This window comes from Sporolactobacillus nakayamae (assembly GCF_900113325.1).
Lineage (GTDB): Bacteria > Bacillota > Bacilli > Bacillales > Sporolactobacillaceae > Sporolactobacillus > Sporolactobacillus nakayamae.
On sequence record NZ_FOOY01000011.1, the window covers coordinates 31,400 to 51,781 of the forward strand.

The window sequence follows — 20,382 nt, forward strand, 5'->3', positions numbered from 1 at the left end:
GTGAAGCCCTATGTTTTACTTTACTTTAATGATTTTTATCGGCGGAGCTTTCTTATTGCAAATTTTCCTTGGTTATTTTCAAATCAAGCATTTTTCCAATGTATTTGTGGAGATGCGCCGAAAAGGGAAGGTAGCCATTGGGCGGAAAAAAGGACATTTCAAGTCCGGAACCATTGTCTTTTTTACCGTTGATCAAGACGGTAATATCGTGGATGCGCGGAAGATGCAGGGGGTCACGATACTAGCCCGCTTTCATGAAATGAATGAATTTCTTCATGAGAATATTCAGCGCTTGCCGGAAGTGAAGGTCAAACGATGCAACAAATTGCTCCAGAAAGCCATTGCTGATAGTGTGCATAATTACACGGTTGTCGCAAATGGCGGGGTAATCAAGGAGTCTCCGAGAACTCCGGTGGCAGGTGCGTCATTAATGATCAAGAGCTTATTTCAGAAAGCGCGAAAATCAAATAATCAGGGGTGAGTAAAATGGATCTATTAGTAGGTGCTGCAAAAGGATTTATCTATCTTTTTCAAATGGGCGGCAAGACGTTTATGTCGTGGATGACCAGTATTGTGCCGCTTGTACTCATGCTTCTCGTTGCGATGAACGCTTTAATTGGTTTAATTGGCGCTGATCGGATTAACAAGCTGGCGGCCAAATCCGCAAGCAATCCGCTCCTTCGGTACATGGTTCTGCCTTTCCTTGGCGCGTTTATGCTGGCCAATCCAATGGTGCATTCGCTCGGACGGTTTATGCCTGAATACTACAAACCAAGTTATTTTGCGTCGGCGGCTTATTTCTGTCATACAAGCAACGGCGTGTTCCCACATATTAACGCTGCCGAACTCTTTATTTGGCTTGGCATCGCTCAAGGGGTTCAGCAATTGGGCTTGGACACGACGCCTCTTGCGATTCGATACTTGCTTGTCGGGCTCGTCGCTAATTTCTTCTGTGGATGGATTACCGACTTTATGACCGGATGGGTATCAAAACAGCAAAATGTGACACTAAGTAAAACAGCGAATCTAAAAAATAGTTGAGAGGGTGAATAACATGTACAAATCAGCTCGAGTTGTCAAAGGATCCGGCGGTTATGGCGGACCGCTAACGATTACACCTATCGAAGGAAAAGATAAAATTGTCTATATTGTCGGGGGCGGCAATAAGCCTGCGATTGTTGATAAACTTGCTGAAATTACCGGTGGGGTTCCAGTTAACGGATTTAAAACAAGTGTCCCTGATGAAGAGACTGCTGTCGTTATCGTGGATTGCGGCGGAACACTCCGATGCGGCATCTATCCGAAAAAAGGCATTCCAACGATTAATGTCATGCCAACCGGTAAAAGCGGACCGCTCGCTCAATACATTAATGAGCATATCTATGTGTCCAATGTTGGTGTTGATCAAATCTCTGCATGGGAAGGTGGGGCAGATTCATCCAAAACGAGTGAAGCAGTACCATCAGACACGCAGAAGACTTATAAGTACAGCTCAGATAAGAAAATATCCGAGACTTTGGCCGCAAGCGAACATCAAGACCTGTTTACAAAAATTGGGCTAGGTGCCGGAAAAGTCATCAGTACCCTGTATCAGGCAGGTCGTGACGCCGTTCAGACCATGATTAATACAATCCTTCCTTTTATGGCGTTTGTGGCGATGATTATTGGTATTATTCAAGGCTCCGGGGTCGGCAATTGGTTTGGTAAAGTGATGTCTCCGCTTGCGGGAAATATATGGGGCTTGATGCTGATTGGATTTATTTGCTCGCTTCCGTTCCTTTCACCGCTGCTTGGCCCTGGCGGAGTCATCGGGCAAGTCATCGGGACTTTGATTGGTGTAGAAATTGGTAAAGGAAATATTCCACCGCAATTAGCATTGCCGGCACTTTTTGCGATTAACACGCAGAATGCTTGCGACTTTGTTCCGGTCGGATTAGGCCTTGCCGAAGCGAAACCGGAAACAGTAGAGGTCGGTGTTCCAGCTGTACTCTATTCACGTTTTTTAACCGGTGTGCCGCGTGTTGTTCTTGCTTGGCTGTGCAGCTTCGGACTCTACGTTTGAAACAACCGTTTGCGCTTAAAGGAGGGTGAAAAATGTTCGGTATGAAAAAAAAATCAGCGGATGATATTGAGATCTACAAAACGGAAATTAAAAGTATTGGAAAGCTAGCAAAAGATTTTCTTCAGGAAAAAATGCTTATTTTGTTTGGCAATGAGGCACCTGATGGATTAAAAGACTATTGCTTCGGCATCGATGTAAAATCGGTTCATGATGCGATTCAAACAGGCCAATATTTATCTATAGACGACAGCAGATTCAAGATAACAGCCGTTGGACGCCTCGTTCAGAAAAATCTCGCTGATCTTGGCCATATCACCATGCGATTCGACGGCAGTACGAAGGCAGATCTAGCGGGAACCCTATATCTTGAAAACAAACCCATTCCCAACATTGACATCGGAACGCAGATTGCGATTGAGTGGTAACCGATTGAAAAGCGAGCACCTGTTAGGCGGAAAACGACTTACCGCCGTACAGGTGTTTTTGCAGATAAAGAAAATTTATCGTTTTGCCTTGCTGGGACGACGATAAACGTCATAAGATTCCGCTGGGCGATCAAGTTAGCGCCCAATCTGAGAAATAGACGGAGAAATTCCGCTAATTTTGAAAATGAACGAAAAAATAGCTTAAATAGACGGAAAAATTACCCTTATTTACCTGTGAAACAAGCGCCAGGATGCATATAAGCGGAAAATCTCCGCTTATTTTATTCCGGCTGCGTTACTATTAAGGATCAAAATGATTTATTAGAAAACTTGGCTTCGCCAAGCCCCTGGCGAAGGCGAAGACTTAGTTGCGCTTACACTCGTTTCCTTGAATCTTTAATTTTTTTTATACTTTTTTATCAGTGTTAGAAAACTTGGCTTCGCCAAGCCCCTGGCGAAGGCGAAGACTTAGTTGCGACGGCCATGGACGGCCTAGTGTCCGGTGAGCCGCAGGACGCGGCGTTTTTTCGGACCGCTTACACTCGTTTCCTTTAAATGTTTTCTTATACTTTCCTACCAGTGTGAACTAGAAATGTCTGTTCAAGACAAGGTTGATGATTTAAAACGGTATATGGAGCAAAGGAACTTCCGTATGTAAGGGAACGTTCGCTAAGTGTAAGGGAACTTTCGCTAAGCACGCATACGTCCTGTATGCAACGCGAAAGTCATCACATCCTGTGAAAGCACGTCCTGTATGCAACGCGAAAGTCATCACATCCTGTGAAAGCACGTCCTGCATGCAATGCGAAAGTCACCGCATCCTGCGGAAGTAAGGACCACCCGTTGTTTTTGCAAGAAACTAGTTCACAAACACTTCTTCGGTACCCAGCCGACCGCTCCGTCTTTTTTGACGAGTGTGTAGCCCGCGCATGTATCATTGATGACGGCAACCTGATCGTTCTTCGCAACTGTCAAACCACTCGCGCTGACATCGTTGTCTGCGAAAAGCGCGCCCAGCTTTTTCACCAAATAGTCATTTTTAAGCCATTGCTTGAGCCCCAAATTCACATTTTCACAGAGGCTGAAGTATTTTCCGGCCTCAAGCAGCTTAACTTCATAGTTGGGATAATTCAGCGTGCCGATGAAATCCGCTGGAGCGGTATACGCTTTTCTAATCGTTGCGAATTGGTGAAAATGATCTGCATAGGTGTAGGAAAACTGATCGCCCCGCGGATCGCGTTCAATGATCAGCGCGTTCAACTGTCCGTCGAAGCGTACCTGATTCCCGCCGTCGATGCAGATTATTCGTTTAGCGGGATCAATGATCGGGTTATGGCAGGTGAGCGTTTCCGCACGATAATTGACAACCGGCCAGTGTCCGACGACAACGGTCTTTGCGCAGTGGTGCTCGCGGGTATAAAAATGAGGGAGCTCAGTGGCTGAGCGGTGGCTGGTTTCGCGCCAATTCTTACTATCGTCGATACCTGCGTGAATAAAGAGATAACGATCCGCTTCCAGAGCGGTCGGCAGAGAAAAGAGCCAGTCTATTTCAGCGCCACAATGAGCTCTATAGAAATTGCTGAGCGCGAAAACCGAGTCAAAATCGGCATAGGTGTGTCCGTGCTCCTGCAGCCACTCATTCATGATCGAATGTGGATTGCGCTCCAAATGATCAAAGAATGTCGGATCATGATCGAAAGCATGATGAATCAACCGATCACAGTTGCCTTCCGTTATATAGGCGTTGCCGTTTTCCTTTGTCAGTTTTCTCGCAAAGCGGATCACGCCTAAACTGTCCGGTCCTCGCTCGCATAAATCGCCATTGATGATGAGCGTATCGTCTGTTGTATAGTGAACTTTTTTAAGCAGCGTCTGAAAAAGCTGCAGATCGCCGTGGATGTCGGATATAACGATCACTCGTCCAGTTTCCGGGAGCGTGATGTTCTGAATGTGAAGCATGGAAATTCTCCTTCTGCAAAAAAAGCCAAGATGAAAATTCTTCCTCAATAGCTCTCATTATAGCTTAATTGACGAGTGGAGGTATGTAGAAACACCTGCAAAAAAATACCTGCCGTATTCCGTGTCGGCAGGACTAAGGCAGGCTGTTCTGGATTCGTGATGTTGTTAAGCTAGATTGGTTGTCATGAACCCAAATCGGACGGCGTGTTTGATCTCATCTGAAAATGCTCGTAATAAAATGTTTCGAACAGTCGGATCCGAATGCGTTAAATAGAGATTCCGGTACGTCTCATAATCTTCCAGTTCATCACGATAAGCGATTCGCAAACCTTCTGAGAAAGATCGAAACTGAACCGGTGTGATTTGAAAGACAGGCTGGTTGCCGGTCAACTGGGCATAGAGCCAACTGAATAATTGAAAATGATCGTGCTCATCTTGACGAATACTAAGGATATCTGCTTTCATTTCTGCGTTTGGCGCTGCTTCAGCCAAACGTCCATAAAAATCGACAGCCGTTGCCTCACCCTTCACGGCATCAAGAACGGCAGACGCAAATGAAGAACCGTCACCTTGGCTGATCTGCCGATATTGCTGATCATCGTAATACAACCCCAGGTCACCACCTAATGATTGATCTCATCATAGACTATGACGATCATTCAAATAGGTGAATACACATACTGAGAACGATCGGCGACCTTAACGGTTGCTGATCACGATAATGAGTATAATACCGATTAAAACAATCCAGGCAATTGGACGAGCCATATTTACTGTGTAGCCGATCCCGACCCTTTTTTCCACAAAAAGTGATGGATCGGAACGATTGAAATAGAAGAGCCCCCAGATCCACTTAGCATCGTCATCAAGGATTGTTCCGGATGAGCGCATGTTTCGTACAAAGCGGTTAAATAACACGAACATTGTGACGAGAAAGCCAAGATCAATAAGCGAAATGGCGAGATACCACAGCGAGTGGATGGGCGTGATGAAACTAATGACGCTGAGCAGGAAAAGCAGCTCAGTCATCAGACAGAAACCAATCAGCAAGATGCCCATCATTTTTCGATACTGCGCATAACCCGGAGCAGCATTCGGATTACCTTTTACCGATGCCGGGGCACGCCGGATTAACAGAATAAGGATACCCAGCAGCACTTCAATAAAGACGGGCGACAATACGCTCCGCCATGATTTAGGTGCCCATTGATCAGGGCCGGCGATTCCAAAGTGCGTCGGAATTGAGTCGGCCATGTACGGATACCCAAACCATACGACAGCGAGTGTAGCTATGAACAGTGGAATCAAGATGAGAAACCAACGGAGTGACAACACGGTTTCTCGATCACTTTTTCCAACGTCAACAATGACTTTATCCGTGGTCAGCTTGGCATTCGGTGTCATGGTCTGCTTCAGTATCCGTGTCCGCCTGTTGGCAAGAACGTAAACGAACGATTCGATGAGAATGAGTGCAACCATGATGCAATTAAAGACAATTGCCAGCGATCCTTTTGCTAAGAAATAGGGAAGGAAAAAGAGAATGAGCAAAAGGACAAGTGCGGTGCAGATCGCCTCGTTCAGGTAGCGTCGACGGATCATGGCAGCTTGAGCATGCTGCCAGACGTCATCATCCGCAAAAACGACACCAAACAAAACATTTTTACGTGAAAGCCAAGGCTGAGCAACAAATAGTGCAGAGACTAAGAGATAGGTCCCTATCAAAACAAAGATATTCATGACTCATTCCCCTCCAATTCGTCATACATGTGATCGATCATTTGATGCAGCACAGCTCGATCAACGCGGCGTGTAACGGCTTCGGAGACGATTGTCTTCAATGGATCACCGCAGTTTTTCAAGAATTCAGCCGCATTTTTTGCTGCATTTCCGGCTTTAATAAAGGTTCCGCGCCGCCGCTGAATTTCAATAAACCCTTCACTCTGAAGTAATTGGTAGGCTTTATTGACGGTGTGAAGATTAACCCCAATTTCTGCTCCCAGAGTACGAACAGATGGCAGCGAATCGCCGTCCTTCAAAGTACCGGAAGCAATTCCGGTGACGATTCCATTACGTATTTGCGTATAAATCGGCTGATCCGATCCGAAATCAATGGAAAGAAGCACGTTGCTCTGTCTCCTTTTTTGTTCTATCTGTTATATACTATATATAACACAAGCTAGACGAATCGTCTATGACATTATTAATTATTACTGGAAGCCTGCTTGGGGAAAAATGATTGCTTGATTCAATTGACAATTATCCGAAATTTAAAATACTTCTAAAATCGAGAGTGCGGGGATGTAGGAGCAGTTAAAGTGAGACGCATTGAAATGTACAGTAAGTTTCAGCGTGTTTTGAGTGGATTTTTAAGCAAAAAATAAATAAGGCGTTGTTTGTGCTCAGTAAAGAGCTTAACAGGCCTTATTTTTCTAAGAGATCCTGATGGGTTTGCTCGTAGTGATCGCCCCAGCGTTTCATTTCTTGAATAATCGGCTTCAGTGTTTCGCCAAACGCAGTCAGTGAGTATTCCGTTTTTGGTGGGACAACTGGAAAAACTTCGCGGTGAATGACGCCGTCTTTTTCCAATTCGCGCAGCTGCAGCGTCAGCATGCGCTGGCTCACACCGGGCATCAGGCGGCGCATCTCGTTAAATCGCCGCTTTTCCGTTATTAGATGATAAAGAATAACACCTTTCCATTTCCCACCGATGATATCAAGCGTTGTTTCAATAGGGCAATGCTTGCATGCATAGCCTGTTTTTCGATTGCGCATGGATAATCCTCCTCAGTTACATTCTTGTTTCTACGTTACGCCATTGTGCGTTCTAGTCGCGTTGCTTTAGTGTCATTATACTATTAAGTGTAATCAATCCCACAACGGAGGCATTAAGATGAAAGCATTTGGCACACATGAAGTAACAGATAGTTCAAATTCAGACAGTATTGTTTCCATAGAAATCCCCAATCAAGAACCGACGGGGCATGATCTTCTTGTTCAGGTAAAGGCTGTATCCGTTAATCCGGTCGACACGAAAGTGCGAAACGCGCGGAACGGACGAACGAACGGCGCGCGTATTGTCGGCTACGATGCGAGCGGTATCGTTATAGCGGTAGGAGAAAAGGTGACGCTTTTCAAACCGGGTGATGAAGTCTATTATGCGGGCGATATTACGCGAAAAGGAACGAATGCCGAGCAGCATCTTGTTGATGAGCGGATTGTTGCTGTGAAACCGAAAACCTTGGATTATCTAACTGCAGCCGGGATGCCTTTGACCAGTATTACTGCCTATGAAGCATTATTTGATCGGTTGCCATTCAGTGCGGAAAATCATGAAGAAAACGTTGGCAGGCGGCTATTAATCATCAATGGTGCAGGAGGCGTCGGATCGATTGCGATTCAGTTGGCCAAATGGGCGGGACTTCACGTCACAGCAACCGCCTCGCGCCCGGAAACAGTTCAATGGGTGAAAAATCTCGGTGCGGATGAAGTTATTAATCATCGAAAGCCATTCAAAGAAGAGTTCGAAAAACTTCCATTTGATACGGTTGATGCCATATTGTGTCTGAACAATACGAAGGAACACTGGCAGAACATGTATGACGTGATCAAGCCCCAAGGTCGCATCTGCTCGATTGTGGAAATTGGAGAGGGCATCAATCTCGATTTGATTAAGTCTAAAAGTATTACGTTCAGCTGGGAGTCCATGTTCACGCGGTCGATGTTTGAAGCCGAGGACATGATTGAGCAGCATAATCTCCTGACAAAGGTTGCAGAGTTATTGGACAGCGGTGTCATTAAACAAACGGTAACGAAAAAATTGACGCCGCTAAATGCAGAAAATCTCCGAGAAGCACACAGGCTCGTTGAAAGCGGGCGAATGATCGGCAAAGTGGTTATCGGGGAAAATTAATACGATGAATGAGCTGTCCTCAGAAAAGCTGGGGGCAGTTTTTTGATAGGTGCGCCTTATTTGTTTTGTCATACAGGAGAGTAAAATAATGGATATTCGTGGTATGATTGGCTTAAAGCTTCACGAATCCCGCTCATTTCTTAACCAAAATTTAAACCAGATCATCCATTAAATTCACCTTCTTAATTTAGTATAGAGAAAGTAAATCTTTTCCGCGAATTTTATTTTTTCCCATGCCCACTACATCTTAAGTCTTACAGCAAACTACCATTCAAGTCCGTATCAGGACGCATGCCTCAACTGTAAAATTAAAGAAAATAATACAGCAATTATCTTGAGGAGGAAATTTATGGGTTCGATAATCAAATTTTCATTAAGAAATGTGGCAGTGATTATCATCGCGATGATCTTAATCGTTATCGGCGGATTGTATTCGGTTAAGACGATGAAAATGGAGTCGATGCCGAATGTTGATATTCCCTATTTGGTCGTTCAGATTCCTTATCCCGGTGCCACACCGGAACAATCGTTAAACGATATCGGCAAGCCGCTTGAGCGTTCACTTTCAGGGATCGATCAAGTCAAGAACGTCTATATCGAGAGCTACAGTAATGTGGCAGTTGCTGTCTTGGAATTCGATATGGATAAGAAAATGGACGAGGCGAAGAAAGATGTGACGTCTGCGATCGACTCAACGGATCTTCCCGATGATGCGGGAAAACCGGTGCTTCAGGAGCAAGGACCGTCGGCCGCGCCGGTATTCAGCTTCGCACTCTCATCGAAAGATGCAGATCAGTCGGATTTGACCCAATTTATTGATGAGCAAATCAAGCCTGCTTTTTCAAAAATTGATGGAGCGGGGACGGTAGATGTTTACGGTGAGACGGACAAGCAGATCCATATTGAGCTGAATACGAAGAAAATGAAGCAGTATGGCATCACCTATGATGCGGTGAAGCAGGCAGTTCAAGCAAATAATTTTTCATTTCCGGCCGGTCAGGTTTCCATAAATGATCAGACGCTCAATGTTCAGAGCGACGCGACGCTGCAATCTCTGAAGGATATCCGTTCCATTGTGCTGCTTTCGAGCGGGCCAAATGGTGTCCAGAAGATGAAACTCTCGGATTTGGCAAAAGTATCGTATGGAGAAAAGTCGGAAACGGTCTATACGCGGTTAAACCAGAAACCGGCTGTGCTTGTCGAACTTAAAGCGCAGTCCGGAGCCAACGCGGTGGAGGTTGTGAAACAAGCAAAGCAAAAACTATCGAATGTATCACTGCCTCAAGGTTACACGTTGACAAACCTCTATGACAGTTCAAAAGATGTGCAGGATTCAGTGTTCAGCATGCTTCGCGAGGTATTGCTGGGCACATTATTCGCCGTGATCGTCACGTTTGTTTTTTTACGAAATATTCGTGCAACCATCGTTGCGGTGCTCTCGATTCCGCTCTCGATTCTCGCGTCGATGATTGTTATGAATTACATCGACTACAGCATGAATATGATGACACTCGCGGGTATCGCTGTCGCGGTCGGGCGCGTGATTGATGATTCGATCGTTATTATCGAGAATATTTACCGGCGCACATTAAAAAGTAAGCAGCGCGATGAGAGCCTTGTGCTGAATGCGGCAAAAGAGGTCGGCGGCGCCGTTCTCGCATCAACGCTGACGACAATTGCGGTTTTTGGCCCGCTTTCTTTTGTGCCCGGAATTGTGGGCAAATTCTTTGCGCCATTCGGAATTACCGTTATCGTCGCTCTGGCATTTTCATTCATCGTGTCGGTGACGGTTGTGCCGCTGCTGGCAAAGTTCTTCTTGCTGAATATGAAATTCAAAGAACCGAAGATCAGCATTTTTCACAAGGCATATCGATCAGCCCTGAATTGGTCGTTAACCCATAAAATCATTACCATTGTGCTTGCGGCACTTGTATTGGCAGGATCAGTTGAGCTCGTTCCAACCATTCCAAAGAACTTTTTACCTGAAGAAAAAGCGACATCCTACACATTAAGTGCTGAGCTTCCAATTGGGACATCGCTCGCGGAATCTAATAAAACGGCCGAGCAGCTCGAGAATATTTTGAAAAAAGAAGAACATGTGACGTACATTCAAACCTATGTCTCCGGTGACCGTGTCAACATGACCGTAGATTTATCAGATGATGTGACGGTGAAACAGAGCAAGACGTTTGAGAAGGAAACGCGAAAAGCTGTGGAGGTATTAGACAACAGTGTGAATGTGACCTTGTCGCCGATCGGCATGACTGGCGACACCGGATTCGCGCTCATTGTCGAAGGTGGAAACAAAGCGCAGCTCGCAAAGGCGAGCGATCAAATCGTCAAGAAGCTAGAAGACGTAAAAGGGCTGACCAATGTGAAGACGAATCTTGCCGGGGTCGAGCCTCAGATCAAATTGACGATTGATAAAAATAAGGCGGCAAATAAAGGCTTGAATCCGATCATGGTTGCCGCTTATGTACGCAGTGTGCTGTCCGGCGACAGTGCCGGAAACGCTCAGGTGGACGGCAAGACGGCAACGATTAATTTGTCGCTGGCGCATGATCCATTGAAATCGATTAAGGATATTTCCAATTTGCAGATGACGAACACGTTAGGGCAGCAGGTTAAGATTTCCGATGTGGCGACTTTAAAACGGCAGCCGGGACCATCTGGATTGTACCGCTTGAACGGTCAGGAATATGTCCAGATCAGCGGTCGGTTCACGACAGACAATATATCGGATGTCCAGGCGACGATTGACAGCCGAATCAAATCATTGGATCTTCCGAAGTCGGTGAAGACTCGATCAGAAGGTTCATCTCAAGCGATGAATGAAGGATTCAGCAACATGATGATTGCAATGGGCATCGCTGTTGTGCTTGTGTTCATGGTGATGTTGCTGACATTCGGCAATTTGCTCGCTCCAGTTGCCATTCTTTCATCACTGCCTTTTATCTTCACAGGTGGGCTATTCGGTCTCTTTATCAGTAAAAAAGCGCTCGGAATGCCGGCTCTGGTTGGGTTCCTGATGCTGATTGGTATAGTGGTCACCAACGCGATCGTGCTGATGGATCGCGTGATGCAGAATCGGAAGAAGGGCATGCAGATCAATGACGCCCTGATTGAGGCGGGCATGACACGCGTTCGGCCAATTCTGATGACCGCACTTGCGACAATCGGCGCGCTTCTGCCGCTTGCCATCTCAACAGAAGGCGGCCTCATCTCAAATGCACTCGCAATTGTCGTCATTGCCGGGCTGATCACGTCTACTCTTCTGACACTGATCATTGTGCCGACCGTGTATGATCTGCTTGTTTCTATTAAAGAGCGAATTTTTGGAGGTAAACGTAAACTCGATCAAAATGAAGAGACTGATTAAGTTCCAGTATAAAAATGTCGCGGAGAATCAGCCGCGGCATTTTTTTGTACCCATACTGAGCGTGATTGACGAGAACAGCCGAGGTTGAACCAAAGGAGTTCGAAGTTCAACCTAAGAACAGGAAGGTTGAACCGAACGAGGCATTCAGCGTAATTTTCGCGTCAGGCGCCGTTTGTGACCTTGTTCAATCTCAGTAAATAGATTGGTATCCGGCTGCTTTTTCGATTGTGCGGACGGCAGCTGAACATTGAGCGCGCGAGCGATGGCGTTCAAGTCGCCGCGCAGCTCAGCGATATCTGCTTTTGTCGCCGGTCTCTGATCGGAAACAAGCAAATAGCCGATCTGCCCGCTCTGTTCCACTGTCGCCGTTTCGACATCCTCAATCCGCTCAATGCCCATTTGACGCAGCTGCATTTCGATATGATCAACGGTCATTTTCATTTTCCTCAATCGATTTATCCGCAGTTTCCCATTCTTTATAATGATTTTGGCGTGCCCGGAAAAAAGAGATTCTGCCCAGTCCCATTTTAATTGAATAAAGTCAATCACAAAAAGAGTGAGCACAAAAATTATGCCGATGACAAAGGAAAGGGTAATACTTTTTCCACTGATTGGTTGGACAAGCAATGTCCCAATAGAAATCATGATGACTGTTTGAGGAATGGTCATTTGCGAGATCGATTTTCGACCCGAAATCCGAATCAACATAATACCAAACAGAATAATAACGACGGCTTTCCAAAGCCAGCTTGGGTGAAAATCAATAAAACGCATGATAAAATTCACGAGACTCCAACCCTCCGTATCATTTTCATGGATAGTTTGGCAATTGACGCCATTTTCTATGTATGGCTGATTAGTTGTGAGCTTAAGTGGCGTCCGTTTATAATGGATGTAACATAACTTTACAGAAAAATTAAACGGGGCATGGAGGAAGAGGAATGGAGATTAAGACGGTAGCGATTGTTGGGCTCGGTGCATTGGGGATTATGTACGGAAAACAATTGGCGGATCATCTAGGCAAAGACGCGGTACGGATTGTGGCCGATCACGATCGGATCGAGCGCTACAAAAAAGAAGGCATTTACTGCAATGGTGAGCGTTGTGACTTTCACTATGTGGACGCAAACGAACAAGAAGACCCTGCTGATCTGCTCATTTTCGCGGTGAAATACACCGGGCTTAAAGGCGCGATTGAGAGTGCCGGAAACCAAATCGGCAAACAGACGATCCTGCTTTCCGTATTGAACGGCATTTCCAGTGAACAAATGATCGGTGAGGCATTCGGCTTTGATCAACTGCTTTATTGTATTGTTGCCGGAATGGATGCTTCAAAAATCGGTAATGAATTAAGCTACTCAAATATTGGCTTCGTTAGTTTTGGAGAGGCCGACGATACGCGCAGTGAAAAGGTGGACGCGCTTGCTCGCTTATTTGAGAAAACGGAGATTCCCTATGAGATTCCTGAACGGATGCTCCATAAAATGTGGAGCAAACTGATGGTCAATACAGGCGTGAATCAGTCAACCGCAGTATTCGAAACCAATTACGGCGGCGTGCAGGTGCCGGGCAAGCCGCGCGAAACGGTCATTGCCGCGATGAAGGAAGTGGTCAAAGTTGCCAATGCTGAAGGCGTGCTGCTGCACGAAGAGGAAATTGCCGGATGGTTGGAAATCAATGATTCTCTAAACCCTAAAGGCATGCCGTCAATGCGGCAGGATACGTTGCAGCACCGTCCGACCGAGGTCGACCTGTTTGCGGGCACCATTCGCAAGCTGGGCAAAAAGCATGGAATCCCAACGCCGGTTAATGATTTTCTTTATGACCGTATTCGCACCATTGAAGCGAGCTATGCGAACTAAAAGATCACTAAACTGAATGTCTTCACAGCATTCAGTTTTTTTAAGAAGCACTTAACGATTTTGTTAGAATTTGAATGGAGGCGATTTGTCCGTGTATGAGAAGCTGGTGGAAGCCATTGACCAACTAAATGAGCGAGAGAGCAAGCGGATGTTGTTACATCTGTTTCGGGAAGCAGAAATGGCCGAGCATGATCTGGACGAACAGCGGCTTCGATCTGTTTTTCAACGCATGTATGAAGATCTGCTCCGCTTGCAACCGGAGCAGCCGCTGACTGAGGCGGCGTTGAATCACTGGCATATTGTGTTCGGCGATTCGGTTGCCGGGAGTTTGAAGGTTGGGCTGGGCAGTATCCATGCTCGGCGCGAACGGATACGTGTCATCACAACGGACCTTTCAAAAGGACCGTTAACGCATTTAGATGAAGCGGACGGAGTGCGTAATCGAATGGCCTGGATCAAAGAGTTGATGGATGGCTATCCTTATGATGACGATTCGATTCATTCGTTGGCAGATCAACTGGACGCGATCAGGGCCATTCCTGAGCGGGTGCCAATTACGATTTGGGCTTCGGACAATGCTTGGGAGCAGTGCGGGCTCGATCTCGTAGTCTATCTTTTACGCGGCCGGATGAATCCAATTCATGTCATCAATCCTTCTGTCTATGAAAAACAGTTGTCTGAGGAGCTTGGGGAAGAGCGACACTCGGCATATAGCGGCGAATCGCCTTCGGAAATGCTAGTGATGCTGTTCAAAAAATATGCGCAGAATCCACCGTTGAACGAAAACGAGCGTCGCCAATTGGAAAACGAATGGCAGCGCCTGTCCGATGATTCCGCGGTTCTGCGCATTTGGGCAGACGGCCGCGTGCAGCCTGTGACACGGGAATATTTTGATGATGATATTTTACGGTGCGCACGCCGGCTTGCAAGGCAAGAGGAGTATAGCCGCGATGGCTTTCTCTGCCTTCGTTTAATTGGTGAAGTGATCGGTGAGGTTCATGAAAAGCAGTGGGTCGGCGATACATTTATTTATTGGCGCATTAAAGCACTGGTTGATGCAGGAAAAATGACGGTGGTAAAGTCACCCAATAAGCTGATGCATCAACAATTAGTCCTTAATAATAGGAGTGACTTAAATGATTGATCTTTTTACACCATGGACGTTCAAGGGCTTGGAACTCAAGAATCGTGTTGTTATGCCGCCGATGTGCCAATATTCTGTTGAAAAAAAGGACGGCATTGCGACGGATTGGCATTATGTACACTATGTCAGCCGGGCGATCGGCGGCGCTGGACTCATTATTATTGAAATGACGGATATTGATCCTGACGGACGAATTACCGACAATGACCTTGGTCTCTGGTCTGACGAACAAATTCCTGCACTGGCGCGAATCGTTGAGGCTTGCCATAAGTACGGTGCAAAGGTTGCCATTCAGATCGCGCATGCCGGGCGCAAAGCGCAGGATGCTCCGATTCCAGTCGCCCCGTCGGCGATCGCGTTCAATGATCAGTATAAAACGCCGCGTGCGTTAACCACTGATGAAGTGAAGGCTCTGCCTGAAAAATATGCGCAGGCAGTGAAGCGAGCGGTTCAAGCGGGATTCGACGCAATCGAACTACACGGCGCGCATGGTTATCTTATTCATGAATTTCAATCGGCTTTTACGAATAAACGAACCGATGAATACGGCAAAGATCTTACCAGGTTCGGGACTGAAGTGTCGCAGGCAGCGAAAAGCGAGATGTCGGCTGGAATGCCGCTGATCATGCGCATCTCCGCAATTGAATATGTGAATGGAGGGTACGGACTGGAGCACAGCACCGCTTTGGCGAAAGCATACAAAGAAGCGGGTGTTGATCTGTTCCATGTCAGTGCCGGCGGCGAAGGTCCAATAGCCGCAGCCGGAAAACCGGGCACGCATGCCGCCTATCAAGTGCCGTTTGCACGCGCGATCAAAAAGGCAGTGGGTACGTCGGTGATTGCGGTCGGCCGTTTGGATGATCCGGTGCTGGCGAATGCGGTGATTGGCAATGAGGATGCCGAACTTGTTGCGGTCGGCCGCGGCATGTTGAGAAATCCGTACTGGACATTGGAAGCGGCTGCCAAGCTTCATAAAGAAACAAATGTGCCGAATCAGTATCTAACCGGATTCGCGCACTGATAAAAATGGAATGAAAGGCTTTCTCCTGACTGAGGAGGAAGCCTTTTTTTCGTTTATTCATAGATATAGATTCATTCATCATTCATATATATGGGCGCTCAATACATGAACAGTACATAATCATGCAACCAATGGGTACGGAAGAGCAGTTCAATAAAAAGAGATAGAGGGGGCGCATTGACCGAAATAATTTTTCTTAACTGAAGAAAAATTGATAGCATTCATAGTAAGTTCATAAATGAGGGATACCCTTAATCATGGATCATTCAGCCAATAGATGAGATGAATCGCGAGTAGAATTCATCTGAATAAAGAAAAGGAGTTAGATGCATGACCAAAAAAAATACGACCGTTGACATCAACGGAAAACCGTATAATCGAACCTTTTTAATGATTATATTGCTGACCGGTGCGTTCTGTACGATTTTGAACCAGACATTACTTGCGACGGCACTCCCTGATATCATGAAAGATTTTGATATTACCGCGGCGACCGGGCAGTGGCTCACCTCCGGATTTTTGTTGATGAACGGCGTGATGATTCCGGTCACCGCGCTACTTATTAATAAAATCAATTCAAAAGCACTGTACATCGGCGCCTTGACCGTTTTCCTGCTTGGGACGATCGCGGCCGCAGTTGCACCGAATTTTTCGATGCTGTTAACCGGACGAATTATTCAGGCTGCGGGTGCAGGAATTATGATGCCGCTGATGCAGACGATTTCGCTATTAATTGTGCCTAGAGAAAAACGCGGCATTATCATGGGTCTAGGCGGACTTGTTGTCGCTTTTGCGCCGGCGATCGGTCCGACACTTTCCGGATGGATTGTCGACAGCTACAACTGGCGCGTGCTTTTCTACATGATGATTCCGATTGTCATTCTAGTGATTGTGCTTGCCTTTGCTGCCATGAAAAAAGTTGTGCCTCTGACGGATCCGCGAATTGACTACTTGTCCATTGTCTTGTCGACGATCGGATTTGGCGGCATACTCTATGGATTCAGCAGTGTGGGCAACTACGGATGGTCGGATGGGCGAGTGGTATGGCCGCTTATTGCCGGCTGTGTCTTTATCGTTCTCTTCATTTGGCGGCAGCTGGTTGTGGAAGAACCGATGTTGGAAATGAAAGTATTTAAATCGCCGATCTTTACGCTTTCGGTTGTCATCAGCAGCATTGTTATGATGGCGATGATCGGCGCAGAGCTGGTCCTTCCGCTTTATATCCAGAACCTTAGGGGCGAGAGCGCTTTGCATTCGGGGCTGATGCTGCTTCCCGGTGCTATCATCATGGGCTTGATGAGTCCGATAACCGGCTTAATTTTTGACCGGATCGGCTCGCGTAAACTGGCGATTACCGGAATTTTTCTTCTGACAGTTGGCACATTGCCGTTCATGTTCCTGACGCAGCATACAAGCTACACATCTATTATTGTTCTGTATGCCGTGCGCTTTTTAGGAATTTCTATGGTCATGATGCCGGTAACAACTGCCGGGATGAACGCGCTGCCTGACTCGCTGATGAGCCATGGCACCGCGGTCAGCAATACGATCCGTACGGTGGCGGGTTCCATTGGAACGGCTGTTCTGATCAGTATTCTAACTAATGTGACCAAAAACAATGCGCCAAGCACCAGCTTGAAGCACAGCGATCCGGCCCAATTCATGCATCAATCGATTGATGCTGCTCTAAAAGGCATGAACACTGCGTTCATGGTTGCTATTCTTTTCTGTCTGCTGACGCTCGTCCTTACCTTTTTCATCAAGGGCAAGGAGAAACATGCAGCGACCGCTCAAGACGCTGATTAATTAATAGATCTGATTTTATGAAAATAGGAAGTGATGGTGTGATTCTATATACGTTAATCATAAGTGTTATACTCTTCGTTATCTTTATCTTCACGAGCGGATCGAGGAAGTATGCAAAGTATCGATGGCTTCACTATAGTTTGGCAGGACTTGCGCTGATCGTGTTTCTCGGCAGCGAGACACTGCTCATCATGAATGAGCACGGTCATTTCGGTATGAAAACAAAGGTGTATACTCAAAAAATTTCGCTGTACTCTGCAACCGGTGCCGCGGCGAATTCGCAGGTTCCGTTTATGCTGCTTCATCAAGATGCAGGCAAGGACCGGATCTACATCTATAATACGGAGAAACAGGGCAAACCGAAGATGAAACACACACAGATTACTGACAAAAATGCGGTAAAGACTACGAATCAGACGGCTTATCTTGCCATCGAGAAGAAGCGGCGCGTATTCAAAAACAGTTTTTATAAGAATTTGTTTGCGTACAGTGGAAATAAAAATGTACTCGTTTCAACACGCAATGTTTTCTATCTGCCTGCAAATCATCAGGTGATGAGTGTGAACGAGATGAAGAAGATGCAAAAAGAGATGCTGGAAAAACAGAAAAAAATGCAGGAACAGCAATCTAAGAAAAAATAAAGTGATTCTGAAGGACGGCTCGAAATTCATTCGAATGATCGAGACCGTCTTTTTTGCCGGGAATCAAAACGGAGGTGCGAGGGCGTTTGCGGGGTCAGCCCCGCAGATTACTGCCTGTCTGATGAGGCTCGCGGTGCGCCCACGGCAAGCGAGCTGCTGAAGTGTCGCTCAAATCACAAGATTCGGATGGACGATTAGGTAAGCCGCCCAAATCTGAAAAATAAGCGGAAAAATTCCGCTTATTTACAAAATGAACCCAAAAATCGCTTAAATAGACGGAGAAATTCCGCTTATCGAATCGAAAAACGTGAAAATAGAGGGTTTTTCCGTGCATAAGCGGAAAAATTCCCCTTATTTACCTGTAAATCAAGCACCATGATGCAAATAGCCGGAAAATCTCCGCTTATTTTCTTCCGGCCGCGTTACTAAATTAAGGACCGGGCGCTTTATGCCCGGTTTTTTGCATTTTATTAGAAAATGAGTGAACAGGTGCCGGCTGAGCCATACTAATCGGCAGAAGTGACGAAATTCGAGCGGAATTTTTAAAGGAGAATGATGCAATGACTTTGAATACATGCAGCCTCGATTGTGACGGAAGACCGTACAATCGACCCTTTTTGGTCGTTATTCTGCTCATCGGCACTTTTTGCGTTGTGGCCAACCATACGGCCATCACAACCGCGCTCCCGGGTATTATGCGCGATTTTCATATTGATGCGGATACCGGGCAGTGGCTGACCTCCGGATTTCTGTTGATGAATGGGATCATGATTCCGGTTACGGGGATGCTGATGCATCGAGTCAATTCCAAAAAGCTGTATATAGCTGCGATGCTGATCTTTCTATCGGGGACCTTGCTGGCGGTGCTCGCACCTAATTTCCCAATTTTATTGATCGGACGCCTCATCCAGGCAGTTGCGACGGGAATCATGATCCCGCTGATGCAGACCATCCTTCTACTCATCTTTCCAAGGAGAAAGAGGGGGGTAGCAATGGGATTGGATGGCCTTGTGCTTGCTTTTGCGCGTGTTATCGGACCAACAGGCGGCGGCTTGATTATCGACCATTTTAATTGGCGCGTCCTTTTCTGCGCCTTTATCCCTGTTGCACTATTGGCGGCTTTCCTTGCGCCGGCAGCCATGCGAAAGATTGTTCCTCTTGAACAGAAAAGCATTGACTATGTCTCGCTTGTACTGTCGACTTTGGGCTTCGGTGGTTTGCTTTATGGATTCAGCAGTGTTGGTCATCACGGCTGGGCGTCGCCAATTGTACTTGGAGGGCTTGCGGTTGGCGCAATCGGTGTTATTGGATTTATTTATCGTGAGCTGACCATAGACAATCCCATGCTGAATCTGCGTGTTTTTCGATCGCCGCTGTTCAGTATTTCTGTTATTGTCGGCGGAACATTGATGGTCGTCATGTTCGGCGCGGAGCTTGTGCTGCCGCTTTATATCCAGAATGTGCGGGGGGAAAGTGCCTTTTTTTCCGGTCTGGTGATGCTTCCCGGCGCTGCTGTCATGGGACTCATGTCTCCGGTATCCGGTTTCATTTTTGATAAAATAGGTATTCGCCAGCTTGCCATTACAGGTATGGGGCTGTTGACGCTGGGGACGATTCCGTTCGTTTTTCTTACCATGAGCACACAATTAGGTGCAATCATCATTCTCTATGCCGTACGCTTTCTTGGCATTTCCCTGGTCATGATGCCGATGACCACTGCAGGCATGAATACATTGCCCAATGCGCTTATGAGCGATGGAGCGGCGGTCACCAATACGCTACGCACCATTATCGGATCAATCGGCACCGCCATTCTGATTAGTGTCATGTCTGATGTAACCAAGAGTGAGCTGCCGGAACAGAACATGTACGGATCGGATCCCGCCTTATTCCATTTACTTAAAATTGATGCGGCACTTAATGGCGTGAATGCCGCATTTCTTGTCGCCATTGGCTTTTGCGCAGTGACTTGGGCGCTGACTTTTTTTATTAAAGACGGCCGGCACAACACGCGTTCTATTCGGTGAGTGGTAGGCAAAATGCTCAACGAAAGTAAATATATGGAAATGGGACAATGTTGACACGCTATAGGAAACACGTATAATTGAAAACGCTATGGGATTTATCGCATTAAAGCGCACCTGCAAAACATAGAGAGAAAGGATAGGAAAAA

At 46.5% G+C, this 20,382-nt stretch carries 18 protein-coding genes; 12 read left to right on the forward strand and 6 right to left on the reverse strand.

The features are described 5' to 3' along the window. Window positions 1-10 precede the first annotated feature (10 nt). Genes BM003_RS08745 through BM003_RS08760 form a run of 4 tightly spaced genes read left to right on the forward strand, consistent with a single transcriptional unit; the run spans window position 11 to window position 2,487 of the window. Entirely contained in the window at window positions 11-481 is a 471-nt protein-coding gene (locus BM003_RS08745) for a transcriptional regulator GutM (RefSeq protein WP_093672189.1), read from the forward strand. Window positions 482-486: 5 nt separating this feature from the next. Further along, window positions 487-1,041, forward strand: a complete 555-nt coding sequence (gene srlA, locus BM003_RS08750; RefSeq protein ID WP_093672191.1) for a PTS glucitol/sorbitol transporter subunit IIC — start codon at window positions 487-489, stop codon at window positions 1,039-1,041. 13 nt (window positions 1,042-1,054) lie between these two features. Further along, window positions 1,055-2,062: a PTS glucitol/sorbitol transporter subunit IIB gene (srlE, locus tag BM003_RS08755; RefSeq protein ID WP_093672193.1), complete on the forward strand. Its 1,008-nt coding sequence runs from the start codon at window positions 1,055-1,057 to the stop codon at window positions 2,060-2,062. A gap of 32 nt (window positions 2,063-2,094) precedes the next feature. Continuing rightward, a complete protein-coding gene (locus BM003_RS08760) occupies window positions 2,095-2,487 on the forward strand; it encodes a PTS glucitol/sorbitol transporter subunit IIA (RefSeq protein ID WP_093672195.1) in 393 nt (130 codons plus the stop codon). Between the two features lie 864 nt (window positions 2,488-3,351). Here BM003_RS08760 and BM003_RS08765 read toward each other — a convergent pair. The 5 genes from BM003_RS08765 to BM003_RS08785 form a co-directional block, all read right to left on the reverse strand. Further along, window positions 3,352-4,446 (reverse strand): metallophosphoesterase, encoded by a 1,095-nt coding sequence (locus BM003_RS08765; RefSeq protein WP_093672197.1) that lies wholly within the window; start codon window positions 4,444-4,446, stop codon window positions 3,352-3,354. A 165-nt stretch (window positions 4,447-4,611) separates the two neighbouring features. Beyond that, window positions 4,612-5,055, reverse strand: a complete 444-nt coding sequence (locus BM003_RS08770) for a ferritin family protein (RefSeq protein ID WP_177184723.1) — start codon at window positions 5,053-5,055, stop codon at window positions 4,612-4,614. Between the two features lie 90 nt (window positions 5,056-5,145). Continuing rightward, window positions 5,146-6,183, reverse strand: a complete 1,038-nt coding sequence (locus tag BM003_RS08775) for a DUF5808 domain-containing protein (RefSeq protein ID WP_093672201.1) — start codon at window positions 6,181-6,183, stop codon at window positions 5,146-5,148. Continuing rightward, window positions 6,180-6,569 (reverse strand): GntR family transcriptional regulator, encoded by a 390-nt coding sequence (locus tag BM003_RS08780; protein WP_093672203.1) that lies wholly within the window; start codon window positions 6,567-6,569, stop codon window positions 6,180-6,182. The genes BM003_RS08775 and BM003_RS08780 overlap by 4 nt, the downstream gene beginning before the upstream one ends. 298 nt (window positions 6,570-6,867) lie before the next feature. Continuing rightward, the gene (locus BM003_RS08785; RefSeq protein ID WP_093672205.1) at window positions 6,868-7,218 is read right to left on the reverse strand and encodes a winged helix-turn-helix transcriptional regulator; all 351 of its coding nucleotides are present in this window, start codon (window positions 7,216-7,218) and stop codon (window positions 6,868-6,870) included. A 118-nt stretch (window positions 7,219-7,336) separates the two neighbouring features. On the opposite strand from BM003_RS08785, the gene BM003_RS08790 reads away from it, so the two are divergent. Next, window positions 7,337-8,356, forward strand: a complete 1,020-nt coding sequence (locus tag BM003_RS08790) for a zinc-binding alcohol dehydrogenase family protein (protein WP_093672207.1) — start codon at window positions 7,337-7,339, stop codon at window positions 8,354-8,356. A gap of 349 nt (window positions 8,357-8,705) precedes the next feature. Further along, window positions 8,706-11,735: an efflux RND transporter permease subunit gene (locus BM003_RS08795; protein ID WP_093672209.1), complete on the forward strand. Its 3,030-nt coding sequence runs from the start codon at window positions 8,706-8,708 to the stop codon at window positions 11,733-11,735. Between the two features lie 144 nt (window positions 11,736-11,879). Here the strand turns inward: BM003_RS08795 and BM003_RS08800 are convergent, their stop codons facing one another. Continuing rightward, complete coding sequence (locus BM003_RS08800; RefSeq protein WP_093672211.1) at window positions 11,880-12,521, reverse strand: DUF421 domain-containing protein; 642 nt, start codon at window positions 12,519-12,521, stop codon at window positions 11,880-11,882. Window positions 12,522-12,676: 155 nt separating this feature from the next. Between BM003_RS08800 and BM003_RS08805 the strand changes: the two genes are divergently transcribed. The 6 genes from BM003_RS08805 to BM003_RS08835 all read left to right on the forward strand — a co-directional run bounded on the left by BM003_RS08805 (window position 12,677) and on the right by BM003_RS08835 (window position 20,236). After that, window positions 12,677-13,597, forward strand: coding sequence for a ketopantoate reductase family protein (locus BM003_RS08805; protein ID WP_093672212.1), 921 nt, complete (start codon window positions 12,677-12,679; stop codon window positions 13,595-13,597). Window positions 13,598-13,688: 91 nt separating this feature from the next. Further along, window positions 13,689-14,741: a DUF1835 domain-containing protein gene (locus BM003_RS08810; RefSeq protein WP_093672214.1), complete on the forward strand. Its 1,053-nt coding sequence runs from the start codon at window positions 13,689-13,691 to the stop codon at window positions 14,739-14,741. After that, window positions 14,734-15,762, forward strand: coding sequence for an NADH:flavin oxidoreductase/NADH oxidase (locus tag BM003_RS08815; protein ID WP_093672216.1), 1,029 nt, complete (start codon window positions 14,734-14,736; stop codon window positions 15,760-15,762). The genes BM003_RS08810 and BM003_RS08815 overlap by 8 nt, the downstream gene beginning before the upstream one ends. Window positions 15,763-16,092: 330 nt before the next feature. Beyond that, window positions 16,093-17,568, forward strand: a complete 1,476-nt coding sequence (locus BM003_RS08820; RefSeq protein ID WP_093672218.1) for an MDR family MFS transporter — start codon at window positions 16,093-16,095, stop codon at window positions 17,566-17,568. A gap of 38 nt (window positions 17,569-17,606) precedes the next feature. After that, the gene (locus tag BM003_RS08825; protein ID WP_093672220.1) at window positions 17,607-18,209 is read left to right on the forward strand and encodes a DUF4811 domain-containing protein; all 603 of its coding nucleotides are present in this window, start codon (window positions 17,607-17,609) and stop codon (window positions 18,207-18,209) included. 560 nt (window positions 18,210-18,769) lie between these two features. After that, window positions 18,770-20,236, forward strand: coding sequence for an MDR family MFS transporter (locus BM003_RS08835; protein WP_093672224.1), 1,467 nt, complete (start codon window positions 18,770-18,772; stop codon window positions 20,234-20,236). The last annotated feature ends 146 nt before the right edge of the window (window positions 20,237-20,382 follow it).

Coding starts and splice junctions, on each gene's coding strand:
- BM003_RS08815 (WP_093672216.1), top strand. CDS start 14,734: ATGATTGATCTTTTTACACCATGGACGTTCAAGGGCTTGGAACTCAAG.
- BM003_RS08835 (WP_093672224.1), top strand. CDS start 18,770: ATGACTTTGAATACATGCAGCCTCGATTGTGACGGAAGACCGTACAAT.
- BM003_RS08790 (WP_093672207.1), top strand. CDS start 7,337: ATGAAAGCATTTGGCACACATGAAGTAACAGATAGTTCAAATTCAGAC.
- srlA (WP_093672191.1), top strand. CDS start 487: ATGGATCTATTAGTAGGTGCTGCAAAAGGATTTATCTATCTTTTTCAA.
- BM003_RS08805 (WP_093672212.1), top strand. CDS start 12,677: ATGGAGATTAAGACGGTAGCGATTGTTGGGCTCGGTGCATTGGGGATT.
- BM003_RS08775 (WP_093672201.1), bottom strand. CDS start 6,183: ATGAATATCTTTGTTTTGATAGGGACCTATCTCTTAGTCTCTGCACTA.
- BM003_RS08795 (WP_093672209.1), top strand. CDS start 8,706: ATGGGTTCGATAATCAAATTTTCATTAAGAAATGTGGCAGTGATTATC.
- srlE (WP_093672193.1), top strand. CDS start 1,055: ATGTACAAATCAGCTCGAGTTGTCAAAGGATCCGGCGGTTATGGCGGA.
- BM003_RS08820 (WP_093672218.1), top strand. CDS start 16,093: ATGACCAAAAAAAATACGACCGTTGACATCAACGGAAAACCGTATAAT.
- BM003_RS08785 (WP_093672205.1), bottom strand. CDS start 7,218: ATGCGCAATCGAAAAACAGGCTATGCATGCAAGCATTGCCCTATTGAA.
- BM003_RS08760 (WP_093672195.1), top strand. CDS start 2,095: ATGTTCGGTATGAAAAAAAAATCAGCGGATGATATTGAGATCTACAAA.
- BM003_RS08745 (WP_093672189.1), top strand. CDS start 11: ATGTTTTACTTTACTTTAATGATTTTTATCGGCGGAGCTTTCTTATTG.
- BM003_RS08765 (WP_093672197.1), bottom strand. CDS start 4,446: ATGCTTCACATTCAGAACATCACGCTCCCGGAAACTGGACGAGTGATC.